General features: G+C 70.1%; 11 protein-coding genes, 1 tRNA gene and 3 pseudogenes. 5 read left to right on the top strand and 10 right to left on the bottom strand.

Annotated elements, in window-relative coordinates; genetic code table 11:
* Positions 1-66: 66 nt before the first annotated feature.
* A complete protein-coding gene (locus FB157_RS45530; RefSeq protein ID WP_222441039.1) occupies positions 67-783 on the bottom strand; it encodes an enoyl-CoA hydratase-related protein in 717 nt (238 codons plus the stop codon).
* A 746-nt stretch (positions 784-1529) separates the two neighbouring features.
* Here FB157_RS45530 and FB157_RS49260 point away from each other — a divergent pair.
* Positions 1530-1628: pseudogene (locus FB157_RS49260) on the top strand (IS5/IS1182 family transposase); the annotation flags it as partial.
* A gap of 12 nt (positions 1629-1640) precedes the next feature.
* Here FB157_RS49260 and FB157_RS45520 read toward each other — a convergent pair.
* A complete protein-coding gene (locus FB157_RS45520) occupies positions 1641-2687 on the bottom strand; it encodes a GlxA family transcriptional regulator (RefSeq protein ID WP_145887500.1) in 1047 nt (348 codons plus the stop codon).
* A 140-nt stretch (positions 2688-2827) separates the two neighbouring features.
* On the opposite strand from FB157_RS45520, the gene FB157_RS45515 reads away from it, so the two are divergent.
* Positions 2828-3658: a dienelactone hydrolase family protein gene (locus tag FB157_RS45515; protein ID WP_145887497.1), complete on the top strand. Its 831-nt coding sequence runs from the start codon at positions 2828-2830 to the stop codon at positions 3656-3658.
* A gap of 605 nt (positions 3659-4263) precedes the next feature.
* Here FB157_RS45515 and FB157_RS45510 read toward each other — a convergent pair.
* The 4 genes and pseudogenes from FB157_RS45510 to FB157_RS45495 all read right to left on the bottom strand — a co-directional run.
* Positions 4264-4337 (bottom strand) — tRNA-Met (locus FB157_RS45510).
* 576 nt (positions 4338-4913) lie between these two features.
* Positions 4914-6950, bottom strand: a complete 2037-nt coding sequence (locus tag FB157_RS45505; protein WP_145887495.1) for a S8 family serine peptidase — start codon at positions 6948-6950, stop codon at positions 4914-4916.
* 296 nt (positions 6951-7246) lie between these two features.
* Positions 7247-7612 carry a S26 family signal peptidase gene (locus FB157_RS45500; RefSeq protein WP_145887493.1) on the bottom strand — a complete coding sequence of 122 codons (366 nt, stop codon included), beginning with the start codon at positions 7610-7612 and terminating at the stop codon, positions 7247-7249.
* Positions 7613-7878: 266 nt separating this feature from the next.
* A pseudogene (locus tag FB157_RS45495) lies at positions 7879-8298 on the bottom strand (hypothetical protein); the annotation flags it as partial.
* A gap of 399 nt (positions 8299-8697) precedes the next feature.
* On the opposite strand from FB157_RS45495, the gene FB157_RS45490 reads away from it, so the two are divergent.
* Positions 8698-9642 carry a pyridoxamine 5'-phosphate oxidase family protein gene (locus FB157_RS45490; RefSeq protein WP_145887489.1) on the top strand — a complete coding sequence of 315 codons (945 nt, stop codon included), beginning with the start codon at positions 8698-8700 and terminating at the stop codon, positions 9640-9642.
* Positions 9643-9933: 291 nt separating this feature from the next.
* Positions 9934-13362: a BTAD domain-containing putative transcriptional regulator gene (locus FB157_RS45485; RefSeq protein ID WP_145887487.1), complete on the top strand. Its 3429-nt coding sequence runs from the start codon at positions 9934-9936 to the stop codon at positions 13360-13362.
* Positions 13363-13408: 46 nt separating this feature from the next.
* On the opposite strand, the gene FB157_RS45480 is transcribed toward FB157_RS45485, so the two are convergent.
* From FB157_RS45480 to FB157_RS45465, 4 genes and pseudogenes are all read right to left on the bottom strand, one after another.
* A complete protein-coding gene (locus FB157_RS45480) occupies positions 13409-14314 on the bottom strand; it encodes a TIGR03619 family F420-dependent LLM class oxidoreductase (RefSeq protein ID WP_145887485.1) in 906 nt (301 codons plus the stop codon).
* Between the two features lie 84 nt (positions 14315-14398).
* Positions 14399-15082 (bottom strand): hemerythrin domain-containing protein, encoded by a 684-nt coding sequence (locus tag FB157_RS45475; RefSeq protein WP_145887483.1) that lies wholly within the window; start codon positions 15080-15082, stop codon positions 14399-14401.
* A gap of 116 nt (positions 15083-15198) precedes the next feature.
* A pseudogene (locus FB157_RS45470) lies at positions 15199-15342 on the bottom strand (transcriptional regulator); the annotation flags it as partial.
* A gap of 340 nt (positions 15343-15682) precedes the next feature.
* Positions 15683-16027 carry a maleylpyruvate isomerase family mycothiol-dependent enzyme gene (locus FB157_RS45465; protein ID WP_261387011.1) on the bottom strand — a complete coding sequence of 115 codons (345 nt, stop codon included), beginning with the start codon at positions 16025-16027 and terminating at the stop codon, positions 15683-15685.
* Between the two features lie 266 nt (positions 16028-16293).
* On the opposite strand from FB157_RS45465, the gene FB157_RS47845 reads away from it, so the two are divergent.
* On the top strand, positions 16294-16986 hold the full coding sequence (locus tag FB157_RS47845; protein ID WP_186581985.1) for a transposase: 693 nt from the start codon (positions 16294-16296) through the stop codon (positions 16984-16986).
* The last annotated feature ends 58 nt before the right edge of the window (positions 16987-17044 follow it).

The following is a 17044-nucleotide window of genomic DNA, read 5'->3' as shown; positions in this document are numbered from 1 at the left end:
GCGCGGCCGTGCCCCCCGTTTTTCCGACCCGCTCGGGTGCGCGCAAGGCGTCGGCCACCCTTGGCGCTATTCGGGCCAGTGGGGTATGCGTTTGTCGAGGAAGGAGGCGATGCCTTCACGGGCTGCCGGGGTCTGGGAGGAGTCGGCCATGACCTGGCAGGCAATGTCGTAGGCGTCTGCCTCAGGGCGGTCCAGTTGCTCATACAGGGTGCGTTTACCCAGTGCCTTGCTGGCCGCGCTGCCGCGGGTGGCGCGGGTGAGGAGTTCCTCGACCGCTGTGTCCAGCTCGCTGTCGGGTACGACTTGGTTGATCAGCCCCCAGTCCAGGGCGGTGCGGGCGTCGATCACGTCCCCGGTCAGGGCCATCTCCATGAGCCGTTTACGTCCGATGGAGCGGGCCACCGGCACGGCAGGGGTGTGGCAGAACCAGCCCCCCTTGCCGCCGGGAAGGGCGAACCCGGCACGGTCACCCGCCACGGCCAGGTCGCAGGACGCCACCAGCTGACACCCTGCGGCCGTGGCCAGCCCCTGCACCCGGGCCACCACCACCTGGGGGACGGACTCGACCAGCCGCATCACGTCGGTGCACAGCTGCAGCAGCTCGCGGGCGCCCTGAACGTCGAGGGTCAGCACGTCGGCGAAGTCGTGCCCGGAACTGAAAACCGGTCCCGTGGCCGCCAGCACGATCCCCGTGGCTCGTGAGCCGGCCACCTCGGTCAGGGATTTCTGCAGCTCTCGCAGCATCTCCCAGCTCAGGGCGTTCCTGCGCTGGGGATGATTCATGGTGACCCAGGTGAAATCGCCCCGAGTGGATACGATCACCCACTCACATGTAGCCATGATCTCAGCCTACGCCCGGCCGCGTTCCGAGTCCGTGTGCTGAACTTCGAACGTGGCGCCCCCTGCGTTGTGGAACGCCACGTTGTTCCCGGACATCAGTGTCCTCCCCATGGGAAAGCTGGTGCGGCTACAGCGCAGCCAGGGGGAACACCGCTCGTCCAGGGGCCGCCCGACAGCAACCCGGTCTTTGGGAACGTGGTGGACAGTCCAGGGTGAGGGCAGCTCACCGCGTCAGCTGGAGCCTCTTCGGGAGCCTGCTCGCCTTGGAGTCGATCACGGGCACCGCGGCACACAAATAGAGCACAAAGGACAACATCACCACCATCGCCCAGCCTCTGCTTCAGGGCGCAGGCCCGCTCGCCTGGGCGCGATCGCCGCCGGCACGCTGGGCCTGACCGTCAGCGTGCTCGGCGGTGTGGCGCACGCCGACATCCCCGGTGCCGGAGGGGTCTACACCGGCTGCTACACGTACTGATGTCGCAAGGGTGACGGCCCTCGGCCCGCCCTGTGGACCCCGGGTCATTCGTCAGTGGCGTGCTTGTCACACAGGGCCGCAGGCCGCCAGGCAGGCAGGGAGCAGTCGGGTCGCCCAGGAACACCCCGAGATGGCGCGCCGTTGTCAGCTGGACGCGAAGCCGAGCCGGTTGCGGGACCGCCGCTTCACCTCGATCAGCTCCCGGTCCGCGTCCTCCAAGGCGCGGGCCCTGGTCGAACGTGGCCTTGCCCGTCTGAAGTCCTGGCGGATCTTCCGCACAGCGCGATGCAGCCCGAATCGAACGAGCGGGTGATCGGAAAGACAGCTAAACGCCGACGTCCGGGGCGGACGCCTGGGCGGTGCAGCGGAAGGCTGCCCGGTAAGCGCTTGGGCGGTGGCCGGTGTGGCGGGCGAAGAGGGCGGCGAAGGTTCCGGGGTCCTGGTAGCCGACGGCCGCGGCGACGGCGGCGACGGTGCGGTCGGTGGTCTCAAGAAGATGGCGGGCGCGGCGGACCCGGGAAGCCTGCAGATGGGCCAGCGGGCTGCGTCCGGTCTCTTCGGCGAAGCGGCGCAGCAGCGTGCGGGTGCTGACCCGGAAGGCGTCCGCGAGCGCGGCGAGGTCGTAGCGCTCGGCGAGGTTCTGGTCGAGCCGGCGCATGACCCGCTGGGAGAACTCCCGGCCGGGCTGCGGGAGGAGCCACGGGTCGACGTACGGGGTCTGGGAGGTCCGCGCGTCGTCGACGAGCGCCAATCGTGCGGTGGTGCGGGCAACCCGGGCGCCGTTGTGCCGGCGGATCAGGTCCAGCGCGAAGTCGTACATGGCGCTGAAGGCGGCCGTGGTCGTCACCCCCGTGTCGGTGACTACCAGGTGCTCAGGCCGCACGTCGGCGTCCGGGCAACGCCTGGCCAGTTCGTCGGCGTGCAGCCAGGAGGTGGTGGCCCGGCGCCGGTCGAGGAGCCCGGCCTCGGCGAGCAGGAACGCGCCGACGCAGATGGAGACGACGGCGGTGCCCGCCGCGGCCCGCGCGCGGATCGCCGCGATCTCGGGGGCGAGCCGGGTGAGCCGCCCGTCGAGGTCCATGTCCGGGCGCAGTTCGAAGCCGGGGACCACGAGGACGTCGACCTCACGCAAGGGACGCACGTCCAGGCTCGCGCCACCCGAGGCGGTGACCCGGCGGCGGGGCGACACGACCGACACCCGGTAGCCGGGCGCCTCCGGTCCGGCGACATGCCCGGCCATCGTCAACAGGTCGGGAACGCCGAACACTTCGGACGCGAAGCAGTCCGGGTACGCCAGGACCCCGACCCGCAGCGCACCCGCTCCGGCGTCCGGGCCCGCACCGTCCTCCGCCTGCCGTGCCGCCTGGGTCATCGCTCCCGTACCCCCATCGTGTCCCCGCCCGGGGTCGCCGACCGCGTACCGCTCGCCTCCCTCGCGCGTGGCGAGATTACCCCTGCCCTTGGCGATCTGGCCCCTCACCCGGGGGCCGGCCCCGGCAGCAGGCTGACCCCATGAGCGACGACGATCCCATCACCGACTTCACCCGCCGAAGCATGGCCGTGGAGGGGGTGGAGAAGACGGTGTACGTGGCCGGGGCCGGGCCCGCGGTCGTGGTGTTGCCCGAGATGCCGGGCATCAGTCCCGACGTCCTGCGGCTCGCACGCTGGGTGCGGGACGCGGGCTTCACCGTCCATGTGCCCTCCCTGTTCGGGACGGACGGCGCCTTCCCGACGATCGAGGGCGGCCGGGAGGTCGTCCGCCGCGCCTGTGTCAGCGCGGAGTTCCGCGCCTTCGCCGGGGGCGGCACCAGCCCTGTGACGGTCTGGCTGCGCGGCCTGGCGCGCCAGGCCCACACCGCGTGCGGTGGGCCGGGGGTCGGCGCGATCGGCCTGTGCTTCACCGGCAACTTCGCCCTCACCATGGCACTGGAGCCGGCGGTGATCGCCCCTGTGGTCAACCACCCGTCGCTGCCGCTCGACGACCCCGGCGGACTCGAACTCGACGCGGCGGACGCGCGCGCGGTGCGCGACCGGCTCGACCGCGACGGACTCACCGTCCTCGCCTACCGCTTCGAAGGCGACCGCTGGTGCACGGGGCAGCGCTTTGCCGCCTACCGCGCGCTGCTCGGCGACGCCTTCGACGGACGCGTCCTCCCTGACAGCGCCGCCAACCCGGCCCCACCGCCCTTCTTCGCCGACCTGGTCGGCACCCCGCACAGCGTCGTCACCGCCCATCTCGTCGACGACGCCGGCCACCCCACGGTCCGGGCCCGCGACGAGATCCTCGCCTTCCTCACCGACCGCCTGCACTCGCGCGGGAACCGACCGCTGCCCGCCACCTGACCGGGCCCTGGTCCGCCAGACACCGCAACCTCGCCGCCATCACCCGCTCATCGACGAACACGAAACGTCGGTCACCTTGAGGTTCTTCGCCTTCGCCGTCTCGGTCGGTGCCGCGAATCCGTGGCAGGCGCGAGGACTCGACGCGGTCGAGTGCGGTCCTGGTCCGCATCGGCGTGAAGACCTTCGGGGTGGATGGGGTGGGTGGTCCGGCCGGCCCACGACCGTCGCCGCCGTCGCGGGGAAAACAGTCTTGGTCGCCGGCCAGGGCAAGCACGTGTCCTTCGAGGCCGTCGAGATCCGCGCCGATCCCCCAGTTGGACGCCTGGCCGGTCGCGTGCGGTGACGTCACTGGCAAGTCGAGAGGATTGACGCCGCGGGAATCGCACCTGCGAGGTGAAAGCCGCAGATGTTCGACAAAGGCAAAAGACATGGACACTGCAGGTCAAGGGCGCCAACCCTATCCTGATCACCCATCAGTAGCTTCCCCGCATGCCAAGGCCAGGCTAGCGCCCCGGACATGCCGGCGGACCTGACCAGGGGCCTGGCCACGCACTCCACTGCGCACGACTCGGGCCCGCCGCTTCGCGCGACGGGCCCGGTCTTCGTGGCCGAGGCGGGATTTGAACCCGCGACCTCTGGGTTATGAGCCCAGCGAGCTACCTACCTGCTCCACCCGGCGGCCTTCACTGTAGGACGGCAAGCTCGCGCTGAGCGACGCATTTTCGGGGACCGTGCCGAGGGCAGACCGCAGCGTGCCCCCGTGTGAGTCCCTGCCCAGGACATGCACCACGGTGCTCGGCGACGCGTGAATCGTGATGTGACAGGACCGTGTGTCCCTCTCCGCCGACCATACTCGGTCCCCCTGGTTGACCTCTGTGAAGAAACCCTTGATCGCGCCGGACCCTCCGAAGGCGAGTACTCAGATTTCAGCGTCGGGTGTCGGGGAGCAAGGGGCCAACTGAGTGGCCTGGCCGGCACATCGCACCCGGCTGTACTGCCAGACGGAGCTGCTCCGAGCGGGGCAGGGCATGATGTCCTTTCATGGGCAGGGGGCGCTCAACGGGTCCGCCAAGCACATGAGTCCCACAAGGCCGGGTTCCGCGTCGCAACGGAGGCCGCAGCACTGATCGACATCGCCCCGACCGTCCAGAGCTGGCGCCCAGCCGACTACGAAGCCTGCCTGGGCGCGGATGGCGCCGATCCGTGTCCACCGTCCCGGCCCGACCGACGGGCCGGGACATTGCCCGTGGATGCGTCAGAGAATGCGCCAGGCAACGGCGTAGGGCTGGGCGAACCGGGTGATCCGGTGGGCCCGGACGACGACCTCGGCGTCCCCGGCGGGGATGTCCTCCCACTGGACCTGCTCGACGTTGTTGGTCCGGTCGAAACCGGGATCCGTGCCCATGTTGCCGTGGCGTTCCTGGCCGCCTGCGCGGACGATCAGGTCGAGGTCGTTCTGCAGGGCCGGGCCAGGGGGGTCGGTCCACACGAGGGTGATCTTCAGGGTATGGCCCGCCCCCTGCGGAACCGGGATACGGAACTCGCGTTCCTCTCCCTGGTCCAGCTCTGCGGCGTCGGTGAAGCCTGCCCGGTCGCCATCGGTCGGGAGGACGACGGCGCGCTGGAGGTTGACGATGCCGAAACCGGAGTTGTTGTTCGGGGAAGGGCCCGCCTCGGAGGGAATGTACTGGCCCTTGAGCTCATCGGCACCGTTGATCAACATGGCCTTGATGAGGGCGGCGCTCGGCTTCGGGGTGCCGTTCTTCACCAGTGTCTCGCGCAGTACCGCCACGCAGCCGGCGACCAGCGGGGTGGCCATGCTGGTGCCGCTGTCGAACATGAAGGCGGGGTCTGTGGAGACACCGAAGCTCCCGTGGTCGGGGGCCAACCGCGAGCGCGTCGACAGGATCGACGTGCCGGGGGCGACGAGATCGGGCTTGATCCGGTCCTCCGCGGTGGGACCACGGCTGCTGAAGGCAGCCATCCCGGCGGGGTTGTCCGCCATCTTGTTCCCGTGGATCGGCGGGGCTGGGAACTTGACCGCCCCGTGGAGCAGCGTGCCGTCGTAGGTGAAGGGGATCTCTGGGCGGTTGCTCTCGCTGGCTCCGACGGTGATGACGTTCTTGGCCGTCGTCTCGTCGCTGACGGATCTCAGGTTGATGCGGCCGTCCCCGTCCCGGTCCGTTCCGTCGTTGCCCGCGGCGAAGCAGATGACGAAGTCCTTGTGGTCCCAGACCATCTGATCGGCCTCGGCTGCGGCCGGGCCGTACGGAAGCCCGGGGGTGACCGGGCCCCACGAGTTGGTGTGGATCCGTACCCCATCCTCGAGGAAGGGCTGCTCGAACAGGTCGAGCAGGTTGTCCGGGATGCCGGCGAGAGATCCGTTCTCGGCCAACACGGACTGGAGGACCAGTCGCGCCTCGGGAGCCGTACCGGTGATGGCGCCACCCATGGACTGCGACGTCCCGTCTCCGAGGACCGAGCCCGCCACATGGGTGCCGTGCCCGACGGGGTCGTCCGTCCGTGCGGGGCTCGTGCGACCGAGGGCGATCAGGCGCTTGACCCGGCCGGTGAAGGCAGGATGCACATTGGTCGTCGATCCCTTGTCGAAGCCGGTGTCGGCGACGCACACGATCTCGCCCTCACCCCGGAACTTCGTGCCGTTGAGGGACACCTGGGCGTGCATCAGCGTCCCCGCGACGGTGTTGTACAGCACCCGCTCCGGGACTTCCTCGATCTCCTTCACCTCGTCGAGGGCGGCCAGTGCGGCGACGTCCTCGTTGCGGACCGTCATACGCATCTTGCCGCGGCTGGGCCGTACATCGCCGGGACTGACTCCGGCGGCCGCCGCGATCCGGTCCCGTACGCCGTCCACGCTCGCATCGACGTCCTCGTGCAGGACGACGTCGACGGTGCGGCTCCCGTCACCCGCCGCCTCCATGGGATCGGCCAGCGCGGCCACACTCGAACGCAGCTGGGTCGACTGGAGCGACCGGCCGATCTTGAAACCGTTGAAGTACACGTCCGCCCAAGCCACGAACGGCAGTGCGCGCACGGCGTCCAGGTCCGTGGCCCGGTAGCCACACAGGTAGGTGTCCTGCGGAACATACTCGTGGACCACCACCCCGAGCGCCGCGAGTTGTTCCTTCTCCTCGACGGTGGGCGGGTGCGTGGTCTGAACGAGCAGGTAATTGGACGCGGACGCGTCCTCGGACGTCAGCGATGCGGTGGCCAGCTCGTCAGCCTGGACCAGCGGGTCCACCGTGACGCCATTGATAGTGATACGGGCCATGCCGAACTCCCGGAGGGGGGTGGGGGAAGGCGCGCACCGGGCAGGCAGCACCGCGGCGCCCCGGCACTGCCCGTGCCGACGCCTAGAGGACCAAAGCCCGTCCGAACCGGTGGCGCGCCGGGCTGCGTGGTTACTTCCGTTCGGCCAACACGCTAGACAGATGACAGTCCACCTGCACGTCGAGCTTGGATGGAGACCCCCATCCGGGCCCACTATCACCCCGGAGAGCACTCGACAGCCGCGTCCGCCTACGCCTCACACGTCCTTGGCGGCCTGACACTGCTGGAGCGTCAGGTTCAGGAGGAGTCGTTGGAGTCGCCCGCGAGCGTCTTGCCTGCGACCCCTGCCCTGGTGACGCCGTCGACTGCCACACAGATACCAAAGACACGATCGTAGCTGGTCCAGCCATTGACGAGGCCACCGTTGTTACTGATCTGCACCCGCTTCCTGGCGGGGTCCACGGACGACACCAAGTGCAAGTAGACCGTCCCGGCGACACGGGCGAGGACGATGTCCCCGACCTCCAACTTCGACGGATCGACCGGAGCAACGACCGCCTGCTGCCGACTGCGTATCAGCGGGACCATCGAGGAGCCGCTGGGCCGGAACGCCACGGTGGCCCCGCCAGCAACCCTGCCTGCCACTGCATCCAATGCACCCATCCGGCGATCGTGGCAGATTCCCCTGCATCACCCCACCGATTTACTCCTCCGTGCTCCACCAGCGAGGCGAACGTCACCTGATACGGCACTAGTCGATGTTCCTCTCCATGGATTCCATCACGAACCCTTGTTCTGGCGGTCGTAGATGGCGTTCGGGTGGAGGACGTTCTCAAGCAAAGGCACGAGTCCGGGCAAAGAGCCGTGGTGGTATTCCGCACCCCGCCGAGCGCACAGCCCTCCAGGTGGTAGCGGCGGCAGCGGGCGGATCATTCCAGGTTCCCGCGGACCCAGGCGCGGAGGACGTCGAGGTAGCGCAGGACCTGGACCTGGACCTGGACCTGGACCGGGGCGGTGGGCTCGATGGTGCCGGCCTTGTTTTCGAATGCTCTGATCAGGTCATCGCACAGGTTGGCGGTGGCGGTGACCGCTTCGGGCAGGCTGATGTCGCGCTCGACCATCAGCACGTGGGGCAGCAGGGTCGGGATGGCCCCGGGCTCTTGGATTTCCTTGTGGTACGACCACAGGTCGTTGGCGACACCGATGTGGTCGATGGCCAGGGCCGTGAGTTCCTCCAGCACGGGGAGAGCGAGCTCGTAGGCGCAGGGCGCCACACCGCTGCTGAGCGCGCTGAGCTCGCTGAGCTCCAGGCATGGGCTGACAGCGCCGTTGAGCCGGCGCAGGCTGCGGTAGGCGGCCGCATTTAGGAGCCGTCACGGGCCTCATATGCCTTCGGTGTCCAGGAGAACGGCAAGTCGGCACCAAGTCCACGCCAAGGCCCGGTGGGCACCGTGTCGTATCCGCCGTCGGCATTCGATCCTGGAGCAACCGAGCGTGTCACCCAGCAGTACCTCCGAACAGCCCCGCCCCTACGAGACGATCGCGGACCCCCGCGAGCGGAAACCGCTGTCGCCCCCGCTCCCCGCAGCCCCGCACGGTGCAACGGGCCGGGCCGCCTCGGTCGCCCACGGCTTGACCGAATACGGGCTGCACCGCCACCGCAAAGGTGAGGACGAGTCCGTCCGGCCATCGCTCCGCGAAGGCACCGCGCAGCGGACGCCGGCCGTACTCGTCCGCGGAGCGGCGCGATGACGGTACTCGACTGCGCTCCCCACGACGTCCTGGACGCCTACCGCACCTGTGAGTTCGTCACCCTCGGCAAGAACGGAACCCCGTTGGCCTGGCCGACGGCCGTGGCTCGGCGCGAAGACGGAACCCTCCTGCTGACCACGTCCCTCGCCTTCGCCCAAAAGGCGCTGAACGTACGCCGCGACGGCCGGGTCGCGCTGCTCTTCTCCGACCCCACGGGCAGCGAACTGGACCGGGCTCCGCAAGTCTTCGTCAGCGGCCGCGCCCACTGCCCCGACGCGATCATGACGGGTCCGGAAGGGGCCGAGGAGTACTGGCGCAGGCTCTTCGAACGCCAGCCGCACAGCCGCGCCTACCTCAAGCGCCCCATGAGGCCGGTGATGTCCTGGTACTACCTGCGCCTCCTCATCACCGTCGTACCCGAACGGGTGAGCATAAGGCCGAGCCTGGAGGAGCTGCCGTGGCTCGAGGCGCCGGCTCCCGCCGCCGCGACGCAAACGCTGCCCGGGGCCGCGCAACTCGGCCGTATGCCGACGGCGGTACTGGCCGGCCGGGACGCCTCGGGGGCACCGCTGCTCGCCCGTACCCGCCCGCAGCCGACACCGTCGGGCTATCTGGTCGAGGTCCCACCGGACTGCCGTGTCGAGCCGGGGCCGGCCAGCCTGCTGGTGCACCGGCACGACGAACTGCTGAACCACATGTACAACGCGCTCGTACGCGGAGACCTGAGGCAGACCGGTTCGGGCTGGCTCCTGGTGCCGTACAGCGTGATCGAACCCATGGGTTCGGGCCGGGTCAGCGATGCCCTGCGGGTCCTGCGCCAGACCAAGCGGTCGACCGACCGCTATCTCGCGCGGCGCGGCCTGCCCCGCCCGAAAGTGCAGTGGGATCAGTTCCGTTCCCTGGCGGCGCCGTCGCATACAGGACGGAGCCGACCGTGCTGAACTGCCGCTCCGTGCGTGAGGAGTCTCCGTGCGAGCCCTGATCGGCCACCTCGCCGCAGCACTCTCCCGTCTCGGGCGTCGCTCTGCCCGCCCAGCGTTCCCCGCACCGTCGGACGGGGACCGCGTGGCGGCCGTCATGAAGTCCCCGCACCATTGATCACCACTCCGGCTCGTTCGGGGCACGCGGACTGACGGCGCGGCGGGGGGAGGGAATCAGGCGAGGTTCTCCGGGTGCTCGGCACGGTCGCCGGAGGTCGTCCACGGTGCCGCGCCGTTTACGATGTGGTTGTCATGGTCACAATGAAGGTGCTCGGCGCGTTCCGGGTCGAGGTCGAGGGCCGCCCCGTTGCCACACCGGGTCGGCTCGCGCGGATGGTTCTGGTCCAACTCCTGCTCGCCCGTGGAGAGGTCGTCTCCACGGAGCGGATCGTCGAGAGGTTGTGGCCCACGCGTGTCCCGTCGAGTGCGCAGGCGTCGCTGCACGCGTACATCGCGCGTCTGCGGCGCCTTCTCGAACCGGAACGAGCACCTAGGACCGCCGCTCGGCTCCTGCTCAGTGCGCCGTACGGCTACGCCCTCGCCCTGGAACGGGACGCGCTGGACGCCTGGGTGTTCGAGGACCGGGTCGCGGCCTGCTCGGTAGCGGGTGTGCCCGCCCACGCCGCGGCCGAGGGCTTGGCCGAAGCGCTCGCCTCGTGGGGCGGGCAGCCGTACGCGGAGTTCGCGGACGAGCCCTGGACGGCCGGTGAACGCACCCGCCTGGAGGAACTGCACCGCGCTGCCCGCGAACGGCTCGTCGCCACGCGGCTGAGCCTCGGGCAGGCCGCGCAGGCCCTCACCGACGCGGACGCGCTGGCCCGGGAGCAGCCCTTGCACGAGGAGGGATGGCGGCTGCTGGCGCTGGCGCTGTGGGCCCGCGACCGACAGGGGGACGCTCTGGCGGCACTGAGGCAGGCCCGGCACGTCCTCGGAGAAGAACTCGGCGTCGAACCCGGTCCGGCCCTGCTGGAGCTGGAGCAGGCCCTGCTGCACCAGCGTCTGGACGTCCTTCACCGAGAGACCGGGGCGCCCACCGCGACCACCGCGCGAACCGGGATGGCGACCGCGACCACCGCGCGAACCGGGACGGCCGCCCCCGTGACGCTCCGCAGCTCCGTCACGGCTGCCGGACCGGGGACGCCGACTGCGCCGACGGTCCTCATGGCAGGCCGGCTCCTGGGCCGTGACGAAGAGCTGGCGGCAATCGCCGATGCGGCGGAGCGGGCACGCGGCGGCCGCGCGCAGGTGGTCCTGGTCTCCGGCGAGGCCGGAATCGGCAAGTCGAGCCTTCTGCAGGCCGCGCTGCGCCAACTGCCCCCACAGGGTTGGCTGGTCGGATCCGGGCAGTGCCCGGAGACCGACGGCGCCCCGCCCGGCCGGGCCTGGTTCGATCTCGCCCCCGGCCTCGCCGAAGACGCGCCACCAGGACCGTACGCCGACGAGCTGGCCCCCCTGCTGGCCCCGGGCACCTCGAGCGGCTCCGAGCAGCCGGACGGCAGCCCGGCCCGGCGCTTTCGGCTGCACCGGGCACTGCTCGGCTGGCTCCGCGACGCAGCCGCGCGGCAGCCCCTGGCGATCGTGCTGGACGACCTGCACCGGGGCGACCAGGAGAGCATCGAGCTGTTCCTGCTCTGCGCCGAGCAGTTGCGCGACGCACCACTGGTCCTGGTCGGCTCGTACCGCACCGGCGAGGGCGACCTGACCGGCGCACTGGCACGCCTGGCTGCCTGCTCGCCCGTACGAATCAAGCTCTCGGGCCTGTCGGACACCCAGGCGAAGGAACTGCTGCGGCGGTCGACGGCCGACATCAGCGAGCAGGCCGCGGCGGCCCTGGCCGAACGGGCCGGGGGCAACCCCTTCTACCTTCGTGAAAGTTCCCTCCTGCTGGCCGGCGAGGGCGAGCAGCAAGCCCTGGCCCGGATCCCGCAAGGGGTCCAGGACGTACTGCGGCGCAGGCTCGCCCTGCTCGCACCGACGGTCACGGCCGGACTGCGGCTCGCAGCCGTCGCCGGACGCGAGGCCCCGATCGCCCTCCTGGTGCAGGCCGCGGACTGCGATCCCGAGCAACTCCTCGACGCCCTGGACGCCGGCGTGACCGCCGGGCTGCTCACCGAGCCGCGGGCGGGTACGGTCCGCTTCAGCCACGCCCTCGTGCGCGACGCCCTGGAAGCGGACCTCACGCGCCTGCGGTTGGCCCGGATGCATTCCCGACTGGGCAGGAGCCTGATCGCCCTCGGCTCGGACGACGTCGCCGCCACCGCCCACCACCTCCTGCGGGCGGCCGCGGTCGTGACCGCCGACGCCGGCCCGGCGGTCCACCATGCCCGGCTGGCGTGCGAGCAGGCCGTGCGCCGCTATGCCCCGCAGAACGCCGAAGCCCTGCTGAACACGGCCCTCGGCCTTCTGGCCGACCATCCGGCAGCCTTCGCAGACCAGGACGCCGCCCTGCTGCGGGTGATGCTGCTGGGCCAGCTCGTCGACTGCCGGATCCGGATGGGGGCCGTCGTACCGGCCCGCGACGCACAGCAGCAGGCCGTCCGGGTGGCCCGTGCCGAGGGCCGGGCAGACCTGCTGACCGCCGCCTACACGACATGGACCGAACCGACGCCCTGGCGCGTCCGCCCGTACGCGGCCTGTGATCCCGAGGCCGTCGAGGAGCTCACGAACCTGCTGGAGAATCACCACCCGGACGACCGCCAGCGGTGCCTGCTCCTCGACCAGCTCGCCGACGCACTGGACGACACCGACCCCCGCGCCGTGACCGTCGCACGCCAGGCCGTGGAGCTCGCCAGGACCGTGGGCGATCCCCGGCTCCAGGGCCTGACCCTCACCTCCTTGCTGCGCCGCATCGACTGCGAACTGGAACCCGCCGCCTATCTCGAACTCCACGAAGAACTTGCCGAGGTCGCCGCCTCCCAGGACAGCCCCGAGTACTCCTGGATGAGTTCCTACATCGCCGCCCGGATCGCCGCCGCCGGCAACGACCCGGCGCAGATGGAGCGGTGCCTCGTACGCGCCGACGAGATCGCCCGCACCTACGAGCTGCGCGGTGCCCTCGCCATCGCCAGGCTGCGCCGCCCCATGGTCGCCATGGCCCAGGGCCGATTCGGCGAGGCGGAGCAGGACCTGGCGTCTGCGGTGGCGGAACTGCGAGCGCTTGGGGCGGTGGACCTCAGCGGACTGGCGGGCCTGGCGGCCGGATGCATCCGCCTGCAGCAGGGCCGGCTCGCCGAGGTCCTGCCGGTGCTGCTCGCGGTGTGGGAGAAGTACCAGCCGCACAACGAAGCCCTCACCGCCCTCGCCCTGCTGGCCGCGGACCGCGCCGAAGAGGCCCGTGAGGTCTTCGCCCGCAGGGCGCCGATCCGCCGCGACTTCGCCTACTCCATCCTGGCCGGCCTGCGCGGCATCGCCGCCATCGCCTTCGACGACCGGCAAGCGGCCGCCGAGGTCTACCGCGATCTCCTTCCCCTTCAGGGGCTGGCAGGCGGAGCGAGCAGCCTCAGCCTCGTCTTCCGGCCCGTCGCGCAGACCCTGGGCGAACTCGCCCAATTCCTGGGCCATGCGCAGGAAGCGCAGCGCCACTACCGGGAGGCCGAGCGGGTGGCAGCCGCATGGGACTCCCCGCACTGGTCGGATGCCGCCCAGACGGCCCTGGCCCGGCTTCCGCAGTCGGGCGAGTAGAACGGGAGGCGGTCACGGGGGTGGGGCTGGTCCGGATCGCGCAACGCTAGGCCAGCTCGGCCATGAACTCCGCCGCCAGCTCGAGGAACCGACCGGGCGAGTCCGTCGTCAACTGGAGGTCCACGAGCACCTCGTCGGTCTCCGCCGCGCACATCGTGCGCAGGTGGTCGCAGATCTGGCGCACGGTCCCACGGTGGTGGCCCTCCGCCAGGTCGGCCGCGGACCTGGTGACGTCAGGGTTCACACGCAGCACCCGCCGCAGTCCTGCCGGGTCCCGCCCCGCCCGTTCGGCCGCCTCGGAAGCCACGGCCCACAGACCGCGGAAGTACTCAAGCGGCATCGAGGCCGCGAGCCAGCCGTCGGCACGCCGGCCCACCCGCTCCAGGGCATGTGGAGTGAATCCGCCCAGCAGCACGGGCGGCCTCGGTTTCTGGAGGGGCTTGGGCAGGACGGTCGACTCGCGGATCGTCCACAGCGGGCCGGTGTGGACCACCGACCCGGGCCGCCATACGGCGTCGAGGACGTCAAGAGTCTCCTCCAGCCGGGCGCCCCGTCCTTCCCAGGGCACCCCGGCGGCCTCGTACTCCTCCCGCATCCAGCCCAGCCCGATGCCCACTTCCAGGCGCCCGCAGCTGAGCAGATCGAGTGTCGTCAGCGCCCGGGCGAGCACGAGGGGCGGCTGCCACAGGGCGTTGAGCGTACTGCTGCCCAGACGTACCCGTTCGGTCGCCATGGCTGCCACGCCCAGCGCGAGCAGCGGGTCGAGGTGGGTGCCGTACCGGACGGGCATCTTCCCGCCCGGGTACCCGTCGGGGGGGATGAGCGGGGCCAAGAGGCGGTCGGCCACCCAGAGGCTGTGGCAGCCCAGCGCTTCCAACGCCGTGCACATGCCGACGGAGAGGCGGGGGTCGGCGAACGGACCGAACTGGGGTACGGAGAATCCGATGCGCATCGGTGAGGTTCCTCGATCGGTGAGGGGTGGACAACGGGGCCGGACGCACTGGCGCGCATCCAGCCCAGCCGGCGGGGACGACGGTCACGCCGTTGTACGCCGGCCCCGGATCCGGTCGGTCTCGCGGCGGTACTGCCGCTGCCCGAGCAGCTTCCACAGCACCCGCGCCGGAACGGCCAGCCGGGCGAGGAACTCCCTGCGCTCCTCGGGAGAGGTGTCTTCCAGGATGGCGCCGAGCGCGATCATCAGCCGGTTGCGGGGCGTCTCGGCGAGGCCCCGCTCCCCGACCGCATGCCAGTCCTTCTCGTTCACGTGGAGGGCGACAAGAGGCATGACCTGCTGTTCCTCCTCGTCAAGATGGGCGCACAGCTGCCGGTGATGCCGACGCAGCGCCTCGGCCAGCTCGTCACGGTCCTCGGACAGGGCCTTCGCCTGCCACCGGTCCATGAGCACCTGGACCTCGCTGATCCCTTCGGAGAGCTCCCGGTGCTGCGCCTCCATGGCCAGCACCTGCTCGGCATCGAGGTCCAGATGGGGCAGCAGGACCGGCCAGAGCATCTCGTCCTCCCCGGTGTGGTGGGCGTGCAGGCCGATTACGTAAAGCCGCCAGTGCTCGGCGAGGATCCGGGCGCGGGCGGTGTCTGCGGGCCGAACGTCCTGGACGAGGTCGGCCAGCAGGCGCGACTCGCGACGGAACACCTGGTGGATCATCGCCATCTCGCGGGTGTAGGGGTGAACGGCGGAGTCTGAAGCATTGCTCGTGGTCATGATCCCCAGTCTTCGGAGTCCGATTGCCGGGCACTTGCACCCGACTTGCCGTACCTGGCTCACGTGAACGCCGGCTCGAGCTTCGGCTGCCTCGTAAGCCGGTCTCGACCAGATAGATAGGTGGCGACCGAGTCGGCGGCGTCCAGCCACAGCTCTGCGTGCCAGTTCTCTACGACGACACGGTGATCGTCGTAGACCCAGCACCCGTTCACCGGGTAGATCCTCAGCGACGCGGTGAACGGGACCACGCCCAACTCCAACTCGCTGGTCTGCTCGTCACTGGCGCAGCGGGCGCCGTGTCTCCAGCCGCCAGGCGGTGTGCTCGAACGTCGAGAACAGCAGGTCGAACTCGTCGCCGGCGTTGACGAGCCGGGGCCCCTCGACGGTGAGCTCCCGGTGTCGAAGTCCTCGTGGGCGCTGGAGCAGCCACCGCCGCCTGAGAGCCTGTCGGATGGCCAGCTGATTACGCCGAGCATCGACCGCTGGCGGCCTCGGAGTTGTCGCACTGCCACACACCACGTGATCGGGACCGTCGCCGTGTCCGAAGGGCAGATCGCAAACGTCACGCGTCTCGCATGCTCCAGGCACCCCAACATGCTTTCAGAGGAAGACGCGCGCCACCTCCAGCCACTTCAGGGCGTCCTCGCCGGTCGCCGTCATGTTGGTCTCGGACCAGGGGCGACGCCGGGTGACACACAGGCAGAAGTCGATAGCGCCGCCCTGTACCCGTTGCGCGGCAGCCTCGGGGCCCCACACCCAGGTCCGTCCGTCAGGTGCTGTCAGCTCGACGCGGAAGGGGTCCGCCGACTCAGGCAGTCCGACGGCGGCGAAGGACAGCGCCCTTCCCAACACCCCCAGCGACGCCACGTGCTGCAGACGATTCGTCCGGCGGTGTGCCACGCCCACAGCATCGAAGACGTCCTGCCCGTGTGCCCAGGTTTCCATCAGACGAGGGGCGCCATCAGGGCCGGGGTCACCTTCGACATATACCAGGGGAATGCGTGGTCCCATGGCGTGTCCCGCAGTGCCGCCGCCAGTTCCGCTCGACCGGCCCGCCACTCGTCCAGATGGTTTTGTGCGTGACTGCGGGAGTCGTTTCGAGGTGACTGTGGGAGTCACTGTCTGACCGAGTTTGCGATGTCAGTTTGTTTTGACGTCACTTGGGGGCTTGCGGTGAGACTGTGAGGTGTGCTTCTCCCGCTGGGGGCCTCATGGGTAACTCGCAGTCGAAGGTCGAGTTGTACGCGGCGATCCGCCGGGATCACCAGATGGGCATGTCGCTGCGGGCTCTTCAGCGCACTCATAACGTGACGTGGAGGACCGTCCGGCGGGCTCTGGACGGTCAGTGGCCGGAGCCACGGAAGAAGCAGCGGCGCAAGGAGTCGAGGCTCGATCCCTACAAGCCGCTGATCGACGGGATGCTGCTGGCTGACCTGGACGCTCCGCCCAAGCAGAGACACACCGCCCAGCGCATCTTCGACCGCCTGGTCGAAGGCCATGAGGCCGACAACATCTCGTACTCGATGGTCCGTGCCTATGTGAAGGACCGCCGCAAGGAGGTCCGCCGGCAGGCCGGAGTGGGCCCGGACACGATGTTCGTTCCGCAGACCCATCTGCCTGGCGTGGAGGCGGAGGTCGACTTCGGCGACCTCCACGTGATGCTCGCTGGCCGGATGACCAAGGTCTATCTGTTCTCGTTGCGGTTGTCCTACTCCGGCAAGGCCGTGCACCGGGTCTTTGCTTCCTGTGGCCAGGAAGCGTTCTTCGAAGGGCACGTGCACGCTTTCCGGATGCTGGGCGGTATCCCCCGCGGCCGGATCCGCTACGACAACCTGCGGGCCGCGGTCGAACGGGTCCTGGGCCTAGATGTATTGATCACGAGCGTTGTTGACACTGGGTCTTGATCATGGCGAAGACCTCCGGTGTGGTGGAGCTGTCTAGGAACGCACCACACGGAGGTCT

The sequence above is a fragment of the Streptomyces sp. BK340 genome (genome assembly GCF_007827595.1).
Lineage (GTDB): Bacteria > Actinomycetota > Actinomycetes > Streptomycetales > Streptomycetaceae > Streptomyces.
The sequence above is the reverse complement of the archived record's forward strand: the minus strand, read 5'-3'. Positions and strand labels throughout refer to the sequence as shown.

What these genes read in the sequence shown, in the direction of transcription:
- FB157_RS45530 (WP_222441039.1), bottom strand. Translation starts at nt 783, where the DNA reads ATGAATCATCCCCAGCGCAGGAACGCCCTGAGCTGGGAGATGCTGCGA.
- FB157_RS45520 (WP_145887500.1), bottom strand. Translation starts at nt 2,687, where the DNA reads ATGACCCAGGCGGCACGGCAGGCGGAGGACGGTGCGGGCCCGGACGCC.
- FB157_RS45515 (WP_145887497.1), top strand. Translation starts at nt 2,828, where the DNA reads ATGAGCGACGACGATCCCATCACCGACTTCACCCGCCGAAGCATGGCC.
- FB157_RS45505 (WP_145887495.1), bottom strand. Translation starts at nt 6,950, where the DNA reads ATGGCCCGTATCACTATCAATGGCGTCACGGTGGACCCGCTGGTCCAG.
- FB157_RS45500 (WP_145887493.1), bottom strand. Translation starts at nt 7,612, where the DNA reads ATGGGTGCATTGGATGCAGTGGCAGGCAGGGTTGCTGGCGGGGCCACC.
- FB157_RS45490 (WP_145887489.1), top strand. Translation starts at nt 8,698, where the DNA reads ATGACGGTACTCGACTGCGCTCCCCACGACGTCCTGGACGCCTACCGC.
- FB157_RS45485 (WP_145887487.1), top strand. Translation starts at nt 9,934, where the DNA reads ATGGTCACAATGAAGGTGCTCGGCGCGTTCCGGGTCGAGGTCGAGGGC.
- FB157_RS45480 (WP_145887485.1), bottom strand. Translation starts at nt 14,314, where the DNA reads ATGCGCATCGGATTCTCCGTACCCCAGTTCGGTCCGTTCGCCGACCCC.
- FB157_RS45475 (WP_145887483.1), bottom strand. Translation starts at nt 15,082, where the DNA reads ATGACCACGAGCAATGCTTCAGACTCCGCCGTTCACCCCTACACCCGC.
- FB157_RS45465 (WP_261387011.1), bottom strand. Translation starts at nt 16,027, where the DNA reads ATGGAAACCTGGGCACACGGGCAGGACGTCTTCGATGCTGTGGGCGTG.
- FB157_RS47845 (WP_186581985.1), top strand. Translation starts at nt 16,294, where the DNA reads ATGGGTAACTCGCAGTCGAAGGTCGAGTTGTACGCGGCGATCCGCCGG.